Genomic DNA, 14,180 nt, shown 5'->3' on the forward strand with positions numbered 1-14,180 from the left:
AGCTTGTACCTCTGTCTCTATCGCCCGCGGTTCAAGCTTCGAGCAGGATACGAAGCATGCGGCGCAGCGGTTCGGCCGCGCCCCAAAGCAATTGGTCGCCAATGGTGAACGCGCCAAGATACTCCGGACCCATGGCCAGTTTGCGAAGACGTCCCACCGGGATGGTCATCGTGCCTGTGACGGACACGGGGGTCAGATCTTGCACGGTCGCTTCGCGCGTGTTCGGCACCACTTTGACCCAGGCGTTGTCGGCTGCGATCATGGCTTCGATGTCGGCCAGCGGCACGTCCTTCTTGAGCTTGAAGGTCAGGGCCTGGCTGTGGCAGCGCATGGCGCCCACACGGACGCAGAAACCATCGACCGGGATGGCCGGGGCGGTGAAGCCCTCGCCCATGCCGAGGATCTTGTTGGTTTCGGCCATGCCTTTCCATTCTTCCTTGGACATGCCGTTGCCCAGGTCCTTGTCGATCCAGGGGATCAGCGAGCCACCCAGCGGGACGCCGAAGTTGGCTGTCTCGGTACTGCTCAACGAGCGCTGCTTGGCGATGACCTTGCGGTCGATTTCCAGGATGGCGCTCTTGGGGTCATCCAGCAGGCTCTTCACCTCGGCATTGAGGGTGCCGTACTGGGTCAGCAGTTCGCGCATGTGTTGCGCGCCGCCGCCGGAAGCAGCCTGGTAGGTCTGCGTGCTCATCCATTCCACGAGACCCGCCTTGTACAGCGCGCCCACACCCATGAGCATGCAGCTCACGGTGCAATTGCCGCCGATCCAGTCCTTGCCACCGTGGCCGAGGGCATTCTGGATGACGGGGAGATTGACCGGGTCGAGAACGATGACCGCGTTCTTGTCCATGCGCAGCGTGGAGGCCGCATCGATCCAGTGGCCGTTCCAGCCCGCAGCGCGCAGCTTGGGGTAGACCTCGCTGGTGTAGTCACCGCCCTGGGCGGTGATGACAATGTCGCAGCGCTTGAGGGCTGCGATGTCGTGCGCGTCTTGCAGCTGGGTTTCGTTTTTCGCCATGGCAGGGGCTTTGCCGCCTGCGTTGGAGGTGGAGAAAAACAGCGGTTCGATCAAGTCAAAGTCGCTCTCCGCGACCATGCGGTCCATTAGCACGGAACCGACCATGCCGCGCCAGCCTACGAGTCCTACAAGTTTCATGTCAACGCCCTTTGGTAAAAAAACCGTTTTGCCCCGGCTCGTCGTGCCGGGTAGGGGCGTGACGAACCGGAGCTGGATCAGCCCTTAATGGTTTTGGTGATGGCGGCCACGACGGCGTCACCCATGCCACGGGTGCTGACCTTGGTCGTGCCTTCCGACCAGATATCGGTCGTGCGCAGACCAGACGCGAGCACATCGCTGACCGCACGTTCAATGCGGTCGGCGGCTTCGGTCTGGTTGAATGTGAATCTGAGCATCATGGCAGCGGACAGTATTGTAGCCAGAGGATTGGCCAGATTCTTGCCGGCGATGTCCGGCGCGCTGCCGTGGCTGGGCTCGTACAGGCCCTGGTTCTTCGTGTTCAGCGATGCCGAAGGCAGCATGCCGATGGAGCCGGTGAGCATGGAGGCTTCGTCGGACAGGATGTCGCCGAACATGTTGCCCGTGACCACCACGTCGAATTTCTTGGGCGCGCGCACCAGCTGCATGGCGGCGTTGTCGACGTACATGTGCTCGAGTTCCACATCGGGGTACTCGGCGTGCACTTCGGTCACCACGTCCTTCCAGAACTGGAAGGTTTCCAGGACGTTGGCCTTGTCGACGCTGGTCACCTTCTTGTTGCGCTTGCGCGCGGCCTGGAAGGCCACGTGCGCGATGCGCTCGATTTCGGGTTTGCTGTAGCGCATGGTGTCGAAGGCCTCTTGCGCGCCAGGGAAGTGGCCATCGGTGGCGGTGCGCCTGCCTCGGGGCTGGCCGAAGTAGATGTCGCCGGTCAGCTCGCGGATGATGAGGATGTCCAGGCCCGAGATGATTTCCGGCTTGAGGCTGGAAGCGCCGACCAGTTCGGGGTAGCAGATGGCCGGGCGGAAATTGGCGAACAGGCCCATGTGTTTGCGCAGACCGAGGATAGCCTGCTCGGGGCGCAGAGGGCGGTCCAGCTTGTCGTATTTCCAGTCGCCGACGGCACCGAAGAGCACCGCATCGGCATCCATCGCCAGCTTCAGGGTGGATTCGGGCAGTGGGTGGCCATGGGCTTCATAGGCTGCACCTCCCACGAGGGCCGATTCCATTTCGAGTGGCAACTCCAGGGCCTGAAGAACCCGGACGGCCTCGGCCACGATTTCGGTGCCGATGCCGTCACCTGGAAGAACTGCGATTTTCATGTGATGTGAAATTGAAGCCCGGCGCGCGGCCGGGTTAGAGCTCAAAAAAGAAGGAAACGATCCAGCCGGCGCGCGTGCCCCCATCCAGAGACATCAAGGGACGGCTACGCCGGCATTTCACGTCATGACATCGTGTGGGCCAACCAGGGCTTGGTCGCCAGGCGTTCGGCTTCGAAGGCCGCAATCTTGTCCTTGTAGCGCAGGGTGAGGCCGATGTCGTCCAGCCCGTTGAGCAGACAGTACTTGCGGAAGGCCTGCACGTCGAACGGCAGCTCTTCGCCTTGCGGTTTCACGATCACCTGGCGTTCCAGATCGATGGTGAGTTCGTAGCCGGGGAAGGCCGCGACTTCGTCGAACAACTGTGCCACCTGGGCCTCTGGCAACTGGATCGGCAGCAGACCGTTCTTGAAGCAGTTGTTGAAGAAGATGTCGGCGTAGCTGGGGGCGATGATGGCGCGAAAGCCATATTGGTCGATGGCCCAGGGCGCATGCTCGCGGCTGGAGCCGCAACCGAAGTTTTTGCGTGCCAGCAGCACCGAGGCACCTGCGTAGCGCGGCTGGTTGAGCACGAAGTCGGGGTTGGGTTTGCGGCTGGCGGGGTCCTGGCCGGGTTCGCCCTTGTCGAGGTAACGCCATTCGTCGAACAGGTTTTGCCCGAACCCGGTCTTGCGGATCGACTTCAGGAACTGTTTGGGAATGATGGCGTCGGTGTCGACGTTCTCGCGGTCCATCGGGGCCACGAGGCCCTTGTGAAGGGTGAATTTCTGCATGCTGTGGTGGTTCCGTTACTTGGCGATGTCCTGGACCTTCTCGCCGGCTTTTTCAATGCCCTTGCCGGCGGCCTGTCCGGCTTCCTTGGCATCCTGTTTGACGCCCGACCACGTGTTGCACGCCGCCAGCGTCAGCGAGAGGGCGAATGCGATAGCGATGGTTGCAATGCTTTTCATAAGAGCCTCCGGAGGGTGGTTGCGGGTGGTGACAGGGAGTCAGGCGATGGTGCGCACGTCGATGAAGTGACCGTGCACCGCAGCGGCGGCGGCCATGGCGGGCGACACGAGATGGGTGCGGCCACCAGCGCCTTGACGGCCTTCGAAGTTGCGGTTGCTGGTCGACGCGCAGCGCTCGCCTGGTTCCAGGCGGTCGGCGTTCATCGCCAGGCACATCGAGCAACCGGGCTCGCGCCATTCAAAGCCGGCGGCCTTGAAGATCTTGTCCAGGCCTTCGCGTTCGGCTTGCGCCTTCACGAGACCGGAGCCCGGAACGACCAAGGCCTGTTTGACGTTCTTGGCCACTTTCTGGCCCAGCTTCTTGACCACCGCAGCCGCCTCGCGCATGTCTTCGATGCGGCTGTTGGTGCAGGATCCGATGAAGACCTTGTCGACAAAGATGTCGTTGAGCGGCTTGCCGGGGGGCAGATCCATGTAGGTCAGGGCTCGTTCGATGGCACCGCGCTTGCTGGCGTCTTTCTCACGGTCGGGGTCGGGCACCTTGGCGTCGATACCCAGGACCATTTCGGGCGAGGTGCCCCAGGTGACTTGCGGCACGATCCGTGACGCGTCGAGTTCGACGACGGTATCGAACTTCGCATCGGCATCGGAATGCAATGTCTTCCAGTAGGAGACGGCCTGGTCCCACTCCACGCCGGTGGGCGAGAGCGGACGGCCCTTGACGTAGTCGATGGTCTTGTCGTCCACCGCCACGAGGCCCGCGCGCGCGCCGGCTTCGATCGCCATGTTGCAGACCGTCATGCGGCCTTCCATGCTCAATGCGCGAATCGCGTCGCCACCGAACTCGATGGTGTAGCCCGTGCCGCCAGCGGTGCCGATCTTGCCGATGATGGCGAGCACGATGTCTTTGGCGGTGCAGCCTTTGGCGAGCTGGCCGTTCACGCGCACCAGCATGTTCTTCGCCTTCTTGGCGAGCAAGGTCTGCGTGGCCAGCACGTGCTCGACTTCGCTCGTGCCAATGCCGTGCGCGAGCGCGCCGAAGGCACCATGGGTGGAGGTGTGGCTGTCGCCGCAGACCACCGTCATGCCAGGCAGCGTGGCGCCGTTTTCGGGGCCGATCACGTGCACGATGCCTTGACGTTGCGACATGAACGGGAAGAAGGCGGCTGAACCGAATTCGGCGATGTTGCTGTCCAGCGTGGTGATCTGTTCCTTGCTGATCGGGTCGGTAATGCCGTCGTAGCCGAGCTCCCAGCCGGTGGTGGGCGTGTTGTGGTCGGCGGTGGCGACCACCGAGCTCACGCGCCAGACCTTGCGGCCCGCCTTGCGCAGGCCCTCATAGGCTTGCGGGCTGGTCACTTCGTGCACGAGGTGGCGGTCGATGTACAGCACGGAGGTGCCATCTTCTTCGGTGTGGACGACGTGTTCGTCCCAGATCTTGTCGTAGAGCGTGCGTGGCATGGTGGGGCTCGTGGGTTGAAAAAAGATTCTATGCGTCCTGTTGGACTTCGTCGGCTTGCAGGTGTTCCACCAGCAGGCGTGCGGTGGCAGGCAGGCTGGAGAAATCCCGGGCCACCAGCACCAGCTGGCGCTGGGCCCATGGATCGGTCAGGGGCAGGGCGCGCAAGGCCTCGCCCGGCTGCAGCAATTCGAAGGCGCGTTCGGGCATGACGCCCACGCCCAGGCCATTGGCGATCATGCGGCACATCGCATCCAGGCCCGTGACGCGGATGCGCACGCGCACAGTGGTCCCCGATCGGGCGGCTGCCTGGTGCGTGGCCAGGTAGATGGAGCTGTTGGCGTGCAAGCCCACGTGATCGAACGGCAACGACGCGGCGAAGGCGACCGAGGTTTGCGAGGCCAGCGCATGCGCGCTCGGGACGACCAGTACAAGGCGGTCGCGTCGGTAAGGCAAGGTCTGCAGGCTGCCCATGCCCACGGCGACGTTGCACAGGCCCAGGTCGGCAGCGCCTTCCTGCACGGCGCGCATGACTTCCGAGCTCAGGTGCTCTTCCAGGTCGATCTTGATCTGCGGATGCGACTGCGCGAAGGCGCCCAGGTCCTCAGGCAGGAATTGCACGATGGCCGAGATGCTGGCGTGCACGCGCACGTGGCCTCGCACGCCATCGGCGTATTCGGCCAATTCGGTCTGCATCTGCTCCAGTCCGAACAGCACGGCGCGCGCGTGGTGCAGCAAGCCCTCGCCTGCAGGCGTCAGGCGCACACCGCGGGCATGGCGCTGTAACAGCGTTGTACCCAGCGCGGCCTCGAGGTCGGACAGGCGTTTGCTGATGGCCGATGCGGCGATGAATTCGCGCTCGGCCGCCCGGCCGATGCTCCCCAGCTCGCACACCGCCACATAGAGCTGGAGCGAGGTGAGGTCGATCTGGCGGGCGAAGTTGCGTTCCGAGAGCATGGGTTTGGACTTCTCAATAGGAGAAGTCGAATGGCGATTTTCCCCTATGAGTCAGATCTTTGTCATCTCTGAATGAGATGGCTTCCCTGCCCGAATGCGCAAGCTCGGGCGCAAAAAAAGCCCGCACGGCGGCGGGCTTGTCGTGGAGGGCCTTCCATGCGGAAGGCCGGGCCTTGCGGGCTTACTTGATGTCGCGGCGCACCGGACCGGTGAACAGCTGGCGCGGGCGGCCGATCTTGTACTCGGGGTCGCCGATCATTTCGTTCAACTGGGCAATCCAGCCGACGGTGCGGGCCAGGGCGAAGATGCCGGTGAACAGGTTGACCGGGATGCCGATGGCGCGCTGCACGATGCCGGAGTAGAAGTCCACGTTCGGGTAGAGCTTGCGCGAGACGAAGTACTCGTCTTCCAGGGCGATCTTCTCCAGCTCCTTGGCGAGCTTGAACAGAGGATCGTTTTCCAGGCCGAGTTCGGCCAGCACCTCGTTGCAGGTCTCCTGCATGAGCTTGGCGCGCGGGTCGTAGTTCTTGTACACGCGGTGGCCAAAACCCATGAGCTTGACGCCGGAGTTCTTGTCCTTGACCTTCTCCATGAACTCGCCGACCTTGGACACACCGCCCTGGCGCTGGATGTCTTCCAGCATGTTCAGGCAGGCTTCGTTGGCGCCACCGTGGGCGGGGCCCCAGAGACAGGCCACGCCGGCCGCGATGGCTGCGAACGGGTTGGTGCCCGACGAGGCGCACAGGCGCACCGTGGAGGTGGAGGCGTTCTGCTCGTGGTCGGCGTGCAGGATGAAGATGCGGTCCAGCGCGCGTTCCAGCACCGGGTTGACCACGTACTCTTCGCAGGGCGTGCCGAACATCATGCGCAGGAAATTGCCCGCGTACGACAGGTTGTTCTGCGGGTACATGTAGGGCTGGCCCATCTTGTACTTGTACGACATGGCCACCAGCGTGGGCAGCTTGGCGATCAGGCGGATGGCCGCGATCTCGCGATGCTCCGGGTTGTTGATGTCGGTGCTGTCGTGGTAGAAGGCCGACATGCCCCCGACCAGGCCGGTCAGGATCGCCATCGGGTGGGCATCGCGGCGGAAACCACGCAGGAAGAACTGCATCTGCTCGTGAACCATGGTGTGGTTCGTCACGAGCTTGTGGAAGTCCGTGCGCTGCTTGTCGTCCGGCAGTTCACCATTGAGCAGCAGGTAGCAGGTGTCGAGGAAGTCGACCTTGGTGGCCAGTTGCTCGATCGGATAGCCGCGGTACAGCAGTTCGCCCTTGTCGCCGTCGATGTAGGTGATGGCCGACTGGCAAGCCGCCGTGGACAGAAAACCCGGGTCGTAGGTGAACATTCCCGACTGCGCGTAGAGCTTGCGGATGTCGATCACGTCCGGGCCAATGCTGCCGGCGTAGACCGGCATGTCCACGCTCGGGCTGCCGTTGGAAAAGGACAGGGTGGCTTTGTTGTCGACGAGTTTCATGCGGTTTCCTTTTGCGGCTGACGATTGGTAAGCGGGGTTGCGCGTAGCAGACCCAGAAGGTGCGTGACGTCGTCACGCGCCAGGTCGCCCTCGGGCTCCTTGCGGGCCAACAGCAGATCGAGCAGATCGTTGTCGGACAAATCCATCAAGGCACCCAGTGCCTCGGCCTGACGAACCGTCAAGCCAGAAGCATGCCTGGCGAAAAAACGCTCGATGAACAGGTCGTTCTCAAGCAATCCTCGGCGGCACCTCCACCGCAGCTTGCTCAGGGCTCGCTCGTCCAGCAGGGGATCGGTGGTGGTGGTGACGTCCATGGGATGGGTTGGCGGGCTCGGGTCAGACCGAGCGCATCACCATCATTTCCTTGATCTTGCCGATCGCCTTCGTGGGGTTCAGGCCCTTGGGGCACACGTCCACGCAGTTCATGATGGTGTGGCAGCGGAACAGGCGGTACGGATCTTCCAGATTGTCCAGGCGCTCGCTGGTGGCTTCGTCGCGGCTGTCGGCGATGAAGCGGTAGGCCTGCAGCAGGCCCGCGGGGCCGACGAACTTGTCGGGGTTCCACCAGAAGCTCGGGCAGCTCGTGGAGCAGCTGGCGCACAGGATGCACTCGTACAGGCCGTTGAGCTCTTCGCGCTCTTCCGGGCTCTGCAGGCGCTCTTTCTGGGGCGCCACGGTTTCGTTGATGAGGTAGGGCTTGATGCTGTTGTACTGCTTGAAGAACAGCGTCATGTCGACGATCAGATCGCGCACCACCGGCAGGCCGGGCAGCGGCTTCAACACGATGTCGCCCTTGAGCGTGTTCATGTTGGTCAGGCAGGCCAGGCCATTCTTGCCATTGATGTTCATGGCGTCCGAACCGCAGACGCCTTCGCGGCAGGAGCGGCGGAAGGAAATGGAGGGGTCCACCGCCTTGAGCTTCATCAGGGCGTCGAGCAGCATGCGCTCATGGCCGTCGAGTTCGACCTGAATGGTCTGCATATACGGCTTGGCGTCCTTTTCGGGGTCGTAGCGGTAGATCTTGAAAGTGCGAAGTGCCATGGTGTTTTCCTGCGATCTCGTGGGAATCTTGTTCAGAAGCGCTGTGGCGCTGGGTGGCCCAGGCCACGGGCGCCACCCGTGGGGGCGCTCAGGCGCTGTGAGGTTAGAACGTTCTGACTTTCGGGGGCACCGACTCCACGGTCAGCGGCTTGAGGTTGACGGGCTTGTAGGTCAGACTGTTGTCGGCGCTGTGCCAAAGCGTGTGCTTCATCCACTCGGCGTCGTTGCGGCCCAGCGGGAACTGGGCGTCGTCGGCGGGGCGCTCGTAGTCGTTCACGGTGTGGGCACCACGGCATTCACGGCGGGCGGCGGCCGAGGTCATGGTGGCCTGGGCGCATTCCATCAGGTTGTCCACTTCCAGCGCTTCGATGCGCGCGGTGTTGAACACCTTGGACTTGTCCTTGAGGGCGATGTTGCCCACACGCGAGCGCAAGGCGTTGATCTTGACCACGCCTTCTTCCATGCTGGCTTGCGTGCGGAACACGCCCGCGTGCTGCTGCATGATGTTGCGCATGTCGTTGGCGACGTCCTGTGCATACTCGCCGCTGGTGGAGTTGTCCAGGCGGGTCAGGCGGGCGAGCGTCTTGTCGGCGGCATCGGCCGGCATGGGCTTGTGGGCCTTGAGCTTGTCGTTGTACTGCACGATGTGGTCGCCGGCGGCCTTGCCGAACACCAGCAAGTCCAGCAGCGAGTTGGTGCCCAGGCGGTTGGCGCCGTGCACGCTCACGCAGGAGCATTCGCCCACCGCATACAGGCCGTTGACCACCTTCTGGTTGCCCTGCCCATCGGGGCTGACGACCTGGCCATGGATGTTGGTCGGGATGCCGCCCATCTGGTAGTGGATGGTCGGCACCACCGGGATCGGTTCCTTGGTGATGTCGACGTTGGCGAAGTTGTGCCCGATCTCGTACACCGAGGGCAGGCGCTTCATGATGTCGGCGACGCCCAGGTGGGTCATGTCGAGGTGGATGTAGTCCTTGTTCGGACCGCAACCACGGCCTTCCTTGATTTCCTGGTCCATGCAGCGCGAGACGAAGTCGCGCGGCGCCAGATCCTTCAGCGTGGGCGCATAGCGCTCCATGAAACGCTCGCCATTGCTGTTGCGCAGGATCGCGCCTTCGCCACGGCAACCTTCGGTCAGCAGCACGCCGGCACCGGCCACGCCGGTGGGGTGGAACTGCCAGAACTCCATGTCCTGCAGCGGAATGCCGGCGCGCGCCGCCATACCCAGGCCGTCACCGGTGTTGATGAAGGCGTTGGTGGAGGCCGCGAAGATGCGGCCGGCGCCACCGGTGGCCAGCAGCGTGGTCTTGGCCTCCAAGATATAGGTTTCGCCGGTTTCCATTTCCAGCGCGGTCACGCCGACCACGTCGCCAGCGGCGTCGCGGATCAGGTCCAGCGCCATCCATTCGACGAAGAAGGTGGTGCGGGCCTGCACGTTCTGCTGGTACAGCGTGTGCAGCATGGCGTGGCCGGTGCGGTCGGCCGCGGCGCAGGCGCGTTGCACGGCCTTCTCGCCATAGTTCGCGGTGTGGCCGCCGAAGGGGCGTTGATAGATGGTGCCGTCGGGGTTGCGGTCGAACGGCATGCCGAAGTGTTCGAGCTCGTACACGACCTTCGGTGCTTCGCGGCACATGAACTCGATGGCGTCCTGGTCGCCCAGCCAGTCGGAGCCCTTGATGGTGTCGTAGAAGTGGTAGTGCCAGTTGTCTTCGTTCATGTTGCCGAGCGAGGCGCCGATGCCGCCTTGCGCGGCCACCGTGTGCGAACGGGTCGGGAACACCTTGGATAGCACGGCCACTTTCAGGCCGGCGCGCGCGAGTTGCAGCGAAGCGCGCATGCCGGAGCCCCCGGCGCCGACGATGACCACGTCAAACTGACGCTTGGGAAGGGATGCAGATGCGGACATGGCTTCAGAGCCTCCAGAGAACTTGAACAGCCCAGCCCAGGCAGGACAGGAGCCAGACGATGGTGAAGACGTGCAGCACGAGGCGGATGCCGGCCGGTTTGACGTAGTCCATCCAGATGTCGCGCATGCCGATCCACACGTGGTAGGCCAGGGCGAGGAAGACGGCGAAGGTCAGGGCCTTCATCCATTGGGCAGCGAAGATGCCTGCCCAGCTTTCGTAGCCGATGGGGCCGCTGGTGAAGAGCACCTTGAGCAGCACGACCAGGGTGAAGAGGGCCATGAGGGCCGCGGTGACGCGCTGGGCGAGCCAGTCGCGCAGGCCATAGTGGGCGCCGGTGACGACGCGCTTGGAACCGTAGTTGACAGACATGTTGTGTGTTTTCCTGATCAGTTGGGGTCAGAGCTGAAGATCTGACCCGCAATCAATAGAGACCAAACAGCTTCGCGCCCAGCACCAGCGTGAAGCCGATGCTCAGCACCAGCGTGACGATGGCCGAGGACTTGCCGAATTCCTTGCTCACGGCGTGGCAGGCATCCATGTACAGGTGGCGTACGCCGGCGATGAGGTGGTGCAGGTAGGCCCAGATGATGGCCAGCACCACGAGCTTGAACAGCCAGCCTGGCACGAACCCGATGCCGACGGCGAAGGCCGCGCTGAAACGTTCGAAAGAGATTTCGGATGACACCGAGGTGTCGAACAGCCAGACGATCAGGGGCAACAGGATGAACATCAGGCCGCCGCTGGCGCGGTGCAGGATCGACACCCAGCCCGCCGGTGGCAGGCGGTAGGTGGTGAGATCCTTGAAGGCGTTGATGTTGCGGAACTCGGGCCGCTTCTTGGTCAACTCGGTCATGGGTGGGGCTTTCTTCCGGGGGAGGAGGGGAGGTTTTGGCTTGGTAACTCGTTGGTAACTTTTGCCAAGGCGCGTCAAATTCTATTGCAACGCACCATGTCGCACTCCGGCACTCGGATGCTTTGGGCAAAAACGGGCGCAACTGCCAGGGGTATCAGCTCAATTCGTTGCGGTAGTGGTGGTCGTCGGTGCGGTACAGGCCTCGCCGCAACTCCATCGGTTCGTCGTTGTAGGTAAAGGCCAGACGCTCCACGCTGAGCAGCGGGTAGCCAGGCGCCACGCCGAGCAGGGTGGCCGCATCGGCATCGGCGCTCACGGCCTTGATTTTTTCCTGCGCCCGCACCATGCGCACACCGAACTGCGTTTCGAACAGCGCGTACATCGGGCCTTGGTCGTCCGACAGGGTTTCCAGCGTCAAGCCTTTGAAAGGGCCGCCGGGCAGCCAGAGTTCTTCGACGATGGCGGGCTTGCCGCCAAAGGCCAGCACGCGTTTGACCTGCAGGACGGCGTCGCCGGTGCGCAGCGCCAGCTGGCGCGCGATTTCGGCCGGTGCCCGCAAGCGGCGGCATTCGATGATGTGGCGTTCGGAGGGGCCTTGTTCCTCCAGCGTGCCCACGTCGGGCAGCACGTGCAGGAAGCGGTATTGGGTGTGGACCTCGGCGTGGGTGGCCACGAAGGTGCCCTTGCCCTGGCGGCGCACCAACAGGTTGTCGGTTGCCAGGGCATCGATGGCCTTGCGCACGGTGCCCTGGCTCACGCGGAAACGCGCGGCCAGGTCGAACTCGCTCGGAATCATGTCGCCCGGCTTCCATTCGCCCGCCTGCAGGCTGCGCAGGATCAAGGTCTTGATCTGCTGGTACAGCGGGCTGAAGGCCGGAGCGGTGTTCTCGGGCGAGCCCGTGACACCGGTGTCTGCCGACGTCGCATCGGAGGGGTTCTGGGGTGGAGTGGGCATGCTTTTTACAGCGAAGTTGGGACGCCGCTACGGGGTCGAATCATATCTTATATAAGACATAAGACAAATTGACGCCTCAGGGTTTGCGAGGGTACACTCGCGGACTGATCCGGTCGCCGTTTTTCGGGCGGCCTGATTCCTTTCTCTCCCATGGCTTGAGGGTGTTTCCCTCGTCATTTCTCTCTTTTCCCAACGTCCTTTTCCGGAGTTTTCACCATGAACAAGAAGCCCGTTCGCGTCGCCGTCACCGGCGCCGCTGGCCAGATCGGTTACGCCCTCCTGTTTCGCATTGCCTCTGGCGAAATGCTCGGCAAGGACCAGCCGGTGATCCTGCAGCTGTTGGAGATCCCGGACGAGAAGGCCCAGAAGGCGCTCAAGGGCGTGATGATGGAACTGGACGACTGCGCCTTCCCGCTGCTGGTGGGCATGGAAGCCCACAGCGACCCGATGACCGCGTTCAAGGACACCGATTACGCCCTGCTGGTGGGTTCGCGTCCACGCGGCCCCGGCATGGAGCGCGCCGAGCTGCTGGCGGTCAACGGCGCCATCTTCACGGCCCAGGGCAAGGCGCTGAACGCCGTGGCCAGCCGCAACGTCAAGGTGCTGGTGGTCGGCAACCCCGCCAACACCAACGCCTACATCGCCATGAAGAGCGCGCCCGACCTGCCGCGCAAGAACTTCACCGCCATGCTGCGCCTGGACCACAACCGCGCCGCCAGCCAGATCGCCGCCAAGACCGGCAAGGCCGTGGCCGACATCGAGAAACTCACCGTCTGGGGCAACCACTCGCCCACGATGTACGCCGACTACCGCTTCGCCACCATCAACGGCGAGAGCGTCGCCAAGATGATCAACGACCAGGAATGGAACGCCAACACCTTCCTGCCCACCGTGGGCAAGCGTGGCGCGGCCATCATCGAAGCGCGTGGCCTGTCGTCGGCAGCATCGGCTGCCAACGCCGCCATCGACCACATGCGCGACTGGGCCCTGGGCACCAACGGCAAGTGGGTCACCATGGGCATCCCCTCGGACGGCCAGTACGGCATTCCGAAGGACGTGATGTTCGGCTTCCCGGTCACCTGTGAAAACGGCGAATACAAGCTGGTCGAAGGCCTGGAGATCGACGCCTTCTCGCAAGAGCGCATCAACACGACCCTGGCTGAGCTGCAAGGCGAGCAGGACGGCGTGAAACACCTGCTGTGAGCACCCATCCGCGCTCCATCCTTCTCGGCGCCCAGGCCGGCGCGTTCGCGCTGCCGGTCTGCGACCACTACAGCGGGGTGGAAGCGCGCATGCGCAAGAGCCTGGCGTTGCAGGCGGAGATGGCCGCCGAATTCGGCACCTGCGTGTTCGACGTGACGCTGGATTGCGAAGACGGCGCGCCCGTGGGCGGTGAGGCCGAGCACGCTGCGCTGGTGACGGAACTGGCGCTGGCCGCAGCGCCCGAGGCGCGCGTGGCGGTTCGTGTGCACGCGGTGGACCATGAAGCGTTCGAGTCGGACGTGGCTTTCATCGCCGCCCGCGCGGGCCATCGGCTGGCCCACATCATGGTGCCCAAGGTCGAATCGGTGGCCGACGTGCAGCGCGCCGCCGCCGCGCTCGACGCCGCTGGTGCCCCGGGCCTGCCGCTGCATGTGCTGGTCGAGTCGCCCGCCGCGGTGCACCGCGCCTTCGACATCGCCGCCCATCCGCGCGTGCAGAGCATCAGCTTCGGCCTGATGGATTTCGTGTCCGCGCACGGCGGCGCGATTCCTTCGGCCGGCATGAGCGTGCAAGGGCAGTTTTCACACCCGCTGGTGCTGCGCGCCAAGCTCGACATCGCCTCGGCCTGCCATGCGCACGGCAAGGTGCCTTCGCATTGCGTGGTCACCGAGTTCAAGGACATGGATGCCCTTCGCGTCGCCGCACAACAGGCCGCGCACCAACTCGGCTACACCCGCATGTGGAGCATCCACCCCGACCAGATCCGCACCGTCGTGGCCGCGTTCGCGCCCTTGGCGTCCGAGGTCGACACGGCCGCCGGCCTGATCGAGAGCGCGATGGCCGCCGACTGGGCGCCCGTGCAGTTCGAAGGCCGCCTGCACGACCGGGCGAGCTACCGCTATTTCTGGCAGGTGCTGGAGCGCGCGCACCAGACCGGCCTGCCACTGCCCGAAGCGGTGCGTCCGCTCTTCACCGAGCCGGCGGGGCAGCGGCATTGAGTTTGCTTGGCCACTATCCATTTGTTTTTTGATTCCCACGCATTTCCTTCCGGAGAAC

The 14,180-nt window shown here is 63.8% G+C and carries 15 protein-coding genes; 2 read left to right on the forward strand and 13 right to left on the reverse strand.

Annotation, left to right across the window (positions count from 1 at the left end; genetic code table 11):
- Positions 1–31: 31 nt before the first annotated feature.
- The 13 genes from asd to F9K07_RS09690 all read right to left on the reverse strand — a co-directional run bounded on the left by asd (position 32) and on the right by F9K07_RS09690 (position 11,921).
- A complete protein-coding gene (gene asd, locus F9K07_RS09630) occupies positions 32–1,159 on the reverse strand; it encodes an aspartate-semialdehyde dehydrogenase (protein WP_159592036.1) in 1,128 nt (375 codons plus the stop codon).
- A 77-nt stretch (positions 1,160–1,236) separates the two neighbouring features.
- Positions 1,237–2,322, reverse strand: a complete 1,086-nt coding sequence (leuB, locus tag F9K07_RS09635; protein ID WP_159592039.1) for a 3-isopropylmalate dehydrogenase — start codon at positions 2,320–2,322, stop codon at positions 1,237–1,239.
- A gap of 122 nt (positions 2,323–2,444) precedes the next feature.
- Entirely contained in the window at positions 2,445–3,092 is a 648-nt protein-coding gene (gene leuD, locus F9K07_RS09640; RefSeq protein WP_159592042.1) for a 3-isopropylmalate dehydratase small subunit, read from the reverse strand.
- 15 nt (positions 3,093–3,107) lie between these two features.
- The gene (locus F9K07_RS09645) at positions 3,108–3,269 is read right to left on the reverse strand and encodes an entericidin EcnAB (protein WP_159592045.1); all 162 of its coding nucleotides are present in this window, start codon (positions 3,267–3,269) and stop codon (positions 3,108–3,110) included.
- A gap of 39 nt (positions 3,270–3,308) precedes the next feature.
- Positions 3,309–4,730, reverse strand: coding sequence for a 3-isopropylmalate dehydratase large subunit (gene leuC / locus F9K07_RS09650; protein ID WP_159592048.1), 1,422 nt, complete (start codon positions 4,728–4,730; stop codon positions 3,309–3,311).
- Positions 4,731–4,758: 28 nt separating this feature from the next.
- Positions 4,759–5,685, reverse strand: a complete 927-nt coding sequence (locus tag F9K07_RS09655) for a LysR family transcriptional regulator (protein ID WP_159592051.1) — start codon at positions 5,683–5,685, stop codon at positions 4,759–4,761.
- 181 nt (positions 5,686–5,866) lie between these two features.
- On the reverse strand, positions 5,867–7,162 hold the full coding sequence (gene gltA / locus F9K07_RS09660) for a citrate synthase (RefSeq protein ID WP_159592054.1): 1,296 nt from the start codon (positions 7,160–7,162) through the stop codon (positions 5,867–5,869).
- Positions 7,159–7,476 carry an FAD assembly factor SdhE gene (locus F9K07_RS09665; protein WP_159592057.1) on the reverse strand — a complete coding sequence of 106 codons (318 nt, stop codon included), beginning with the start codon at positions 7,474–7,476 and terminating at the stop codon, positions 7,159–7,161. Before F9K07_RS09665 ends, gltA begins: the two co-directional genes overlap by 4 nt.
- A 22-nt stretch (positions 7,477–7,498) precedes the next feature.
- Complete coding sequence (locus F9K07_RS09670; protein WP_159592060.1) at positions 7,499–8,203, reverse strand: succinate dehydrogenase iron-sulfur subunit; 705 nt, start codon at positions 8,201–8,203, stop codon at positions 7,499–7,501.
- Between the two features lie 103 nt (positions 8,204–8,306).
- Positions 8,307–10,112 carry a succinate dehydrogenase flavoprotein subunit gene (sdhA, locus tag F9K07_RS09675; protein WP_159592063.1) on the reverse strand — a complete coding sequence of 602 codons (1,806 nt, stop codon included), beginning with the start codon at positions 10,110–10,112 and terminating at the stop codon, positions 8,307–8,309.
- Between the two features lie 4 nt (positions 10,113–10,116).
- Positions 10,117–10,482: a succinate dehydrogenase, hydrophobic membrane anchor protein gene (gene sdhD, locus F9K07_RS09680; RefSeq protein ID WP_159592066.1), complete on the reverse strand. Its 366-nt coding sequence runs from the start codon at positions 10,480–10,482 to the stop codon at positions 10,117–10,119.
- A 52-nt stretch (positions 10,483–10,534) separates the two neighbouring features.
- Positions 10,535–10,966, reverse strand: coding sequence for a succinate dehydrogenase, cytochrome b556 subunit (gene sdhC / locus F9K07_RS09685; RefSeq protein ID WP_159592069.1), 432 nt, complete (start codon positions 10,964–10,966; stop codon positions 10,535–10,537).
- A 154-nt stretch (positions 10,967–11,120) separates the two neighbouring features.
- Positions 11,121–11,921 (reverse strand): GntR family transcriptional regulator, encoded by an 801-nt coding sequence (locus F9K07_RS09690; RefSeq protein ID WP_159592072.1) that lies wholly within the window; start codon positions 11,919–11,921, stop codon positions 11,121–11,123.
- Positions 11,922–12,137: 216 nt separating this feature from the next.
- Between F9K07_RS09690 and F9K07_RS09695 the strand changes: the two genes are divergently transcribed.
- Together F9K07_RS09695 and F9K07_RS09700 are read left to right on the forward strand one after the other, a co-directional pair.
- Positions 12,138–13,124, forward strand: a complete 987-nt coding sequence (locus F9K07_RS09695; protein WP_159592075.1) for a malate dehydrogenase — start codon at positions 12,138–12,140, stop codon at positions 13,122–13,124.
- Positions 13,121–14,122 carry an HpcH/HpaI aldolase/citrate lyase family protein gene (locus F9K07_RS09700; protein ID WP_236581865.1) on the forward strand — a complete coding sequence of 334 codons (1,002 nt, stop codon included), beginning with the start codon at positions 13,121–13,123 and terminating at the stop codon, positions 14,120–14,122. Before F9K07_RS09695 ends, F9K07_RS09700 begins: the two co-directional genes overlap by 4 nt.
- Positions 14,123–14,180 lie beyond the last annotated feature (58 nt).

The organism is Hydrogenophaga sp. BPS33, from assembly GCF_009859475.1.
Taxonomy (GTDB): Bacteria; Pseudomonadota; Gammaproteobacteria; order Burkholderiales; family Burkholderiaceae_C; genus Hydrogenophaga.

What these genes read in the sequence shown, in the direction of transcription:
- F9K07_RS09665 (WP_159592057.1), bottom strand. Translation starts at nt 7,476, where the DNA reads ATGGACGTCACCACCACCACCGATCCCCTGCTGGACGAGCGAGCCCTG.
- leuC (WP_159592048.1), bottom strand. Translation starts at nt 4,730, where the DNA reads ATGCCACGCACGCTCTACGACAAGATCTGGGACGAACACGTCGTCCAC.
- leuB (WP_159592039.1), bottom strand. Translation starts at nt 2,322, where the DNA reads ATGAAAATCGCAGTTCTTCCAGGTGACGGCATCGGCACCGAAATCGTG.
- leuD (WP_159592042.1), bottom strand. Translation starts at nt 3,092, where the DNA reads ATGCAGAAATTCACCCTTCACAAGGGCCTCGTGGCCCCGATGGACCGC.
- F9K07_RS09690 (WP_159592072.1), bottom strand. Translation starts at nt 11,921, where the DNA reads ATGCCCACTCCACCCCAGAACCCCTCCGATGCGACGTCGGCAGACACC.
- sdhD (WP_159592066.1), bottom strand. Translation starts at nt 10,482, where the DNA reads ATGTCTGTCAACTACGGTTCCAAGCGCGTCGTCACCGGCGCCCACTAT.
- F9K07_RS09645 (WP_159592045.1), bottom strand. Translation starts at nt 3,269, where the DNA reads ATGAAAAGCATTGCAACCATCGCTATCGCATTCGCCCTCTCGCTGACG.
- F9K07_RS09670 (WP_159592060.1), bottom strand. Translation starts at nt 8,203, where the DNA reads ATGGCACTTCGCACTTTCAAGATCTACCGCTACGACCCCGAAAAGGAC.
- gltA (WP_159592054.1), bottom strand. Translation starts at nt 7,162, where the DNA reads ATGAAACTCGTCGACAACAAAGCCACCCTGTCCTTTTCCAACGGCAGC.
- sdhC (WP_159592069.1), bottom strand. Translation starts at nt 10,966, where the DNA reads ATGACCGAGTTGACCAAGAAGCGGCCCGAGTTCCGCAACATCAACGCC.
- F9K07_RS09695 (WP_159592075.1), top strand. Translation starts at nt 12,138, where the DNA reads ATGAACAAGAAGCCCGTTCGCGTCGCCGTCACCGGCGCCGCTGGCCAG.
- asd (WP_159592036.1), bottom strand. Translation starts at nt 1,159, where the DNA reads ATGAAACTTGTAGGACTCGTAGGCTGGCGCGGCATGGTCGGTTCCGTG.
- sdhA (WP_159592063.1), bottom strand. Translation starts at nt 10,112, where the DNA reads ATGTCCGCATCTGCATCCCTTCCCAAGCGTCAGTTTGACGTGGTCATC.
- F9K07_RS09655 (WP_159592051.1), bottom strand. Translation starts at nt 5,685, where the DNA reads ATGCTCTCGGAACGCAACTTCGCCCGCCAGATCGACCTCACCTCGCTC.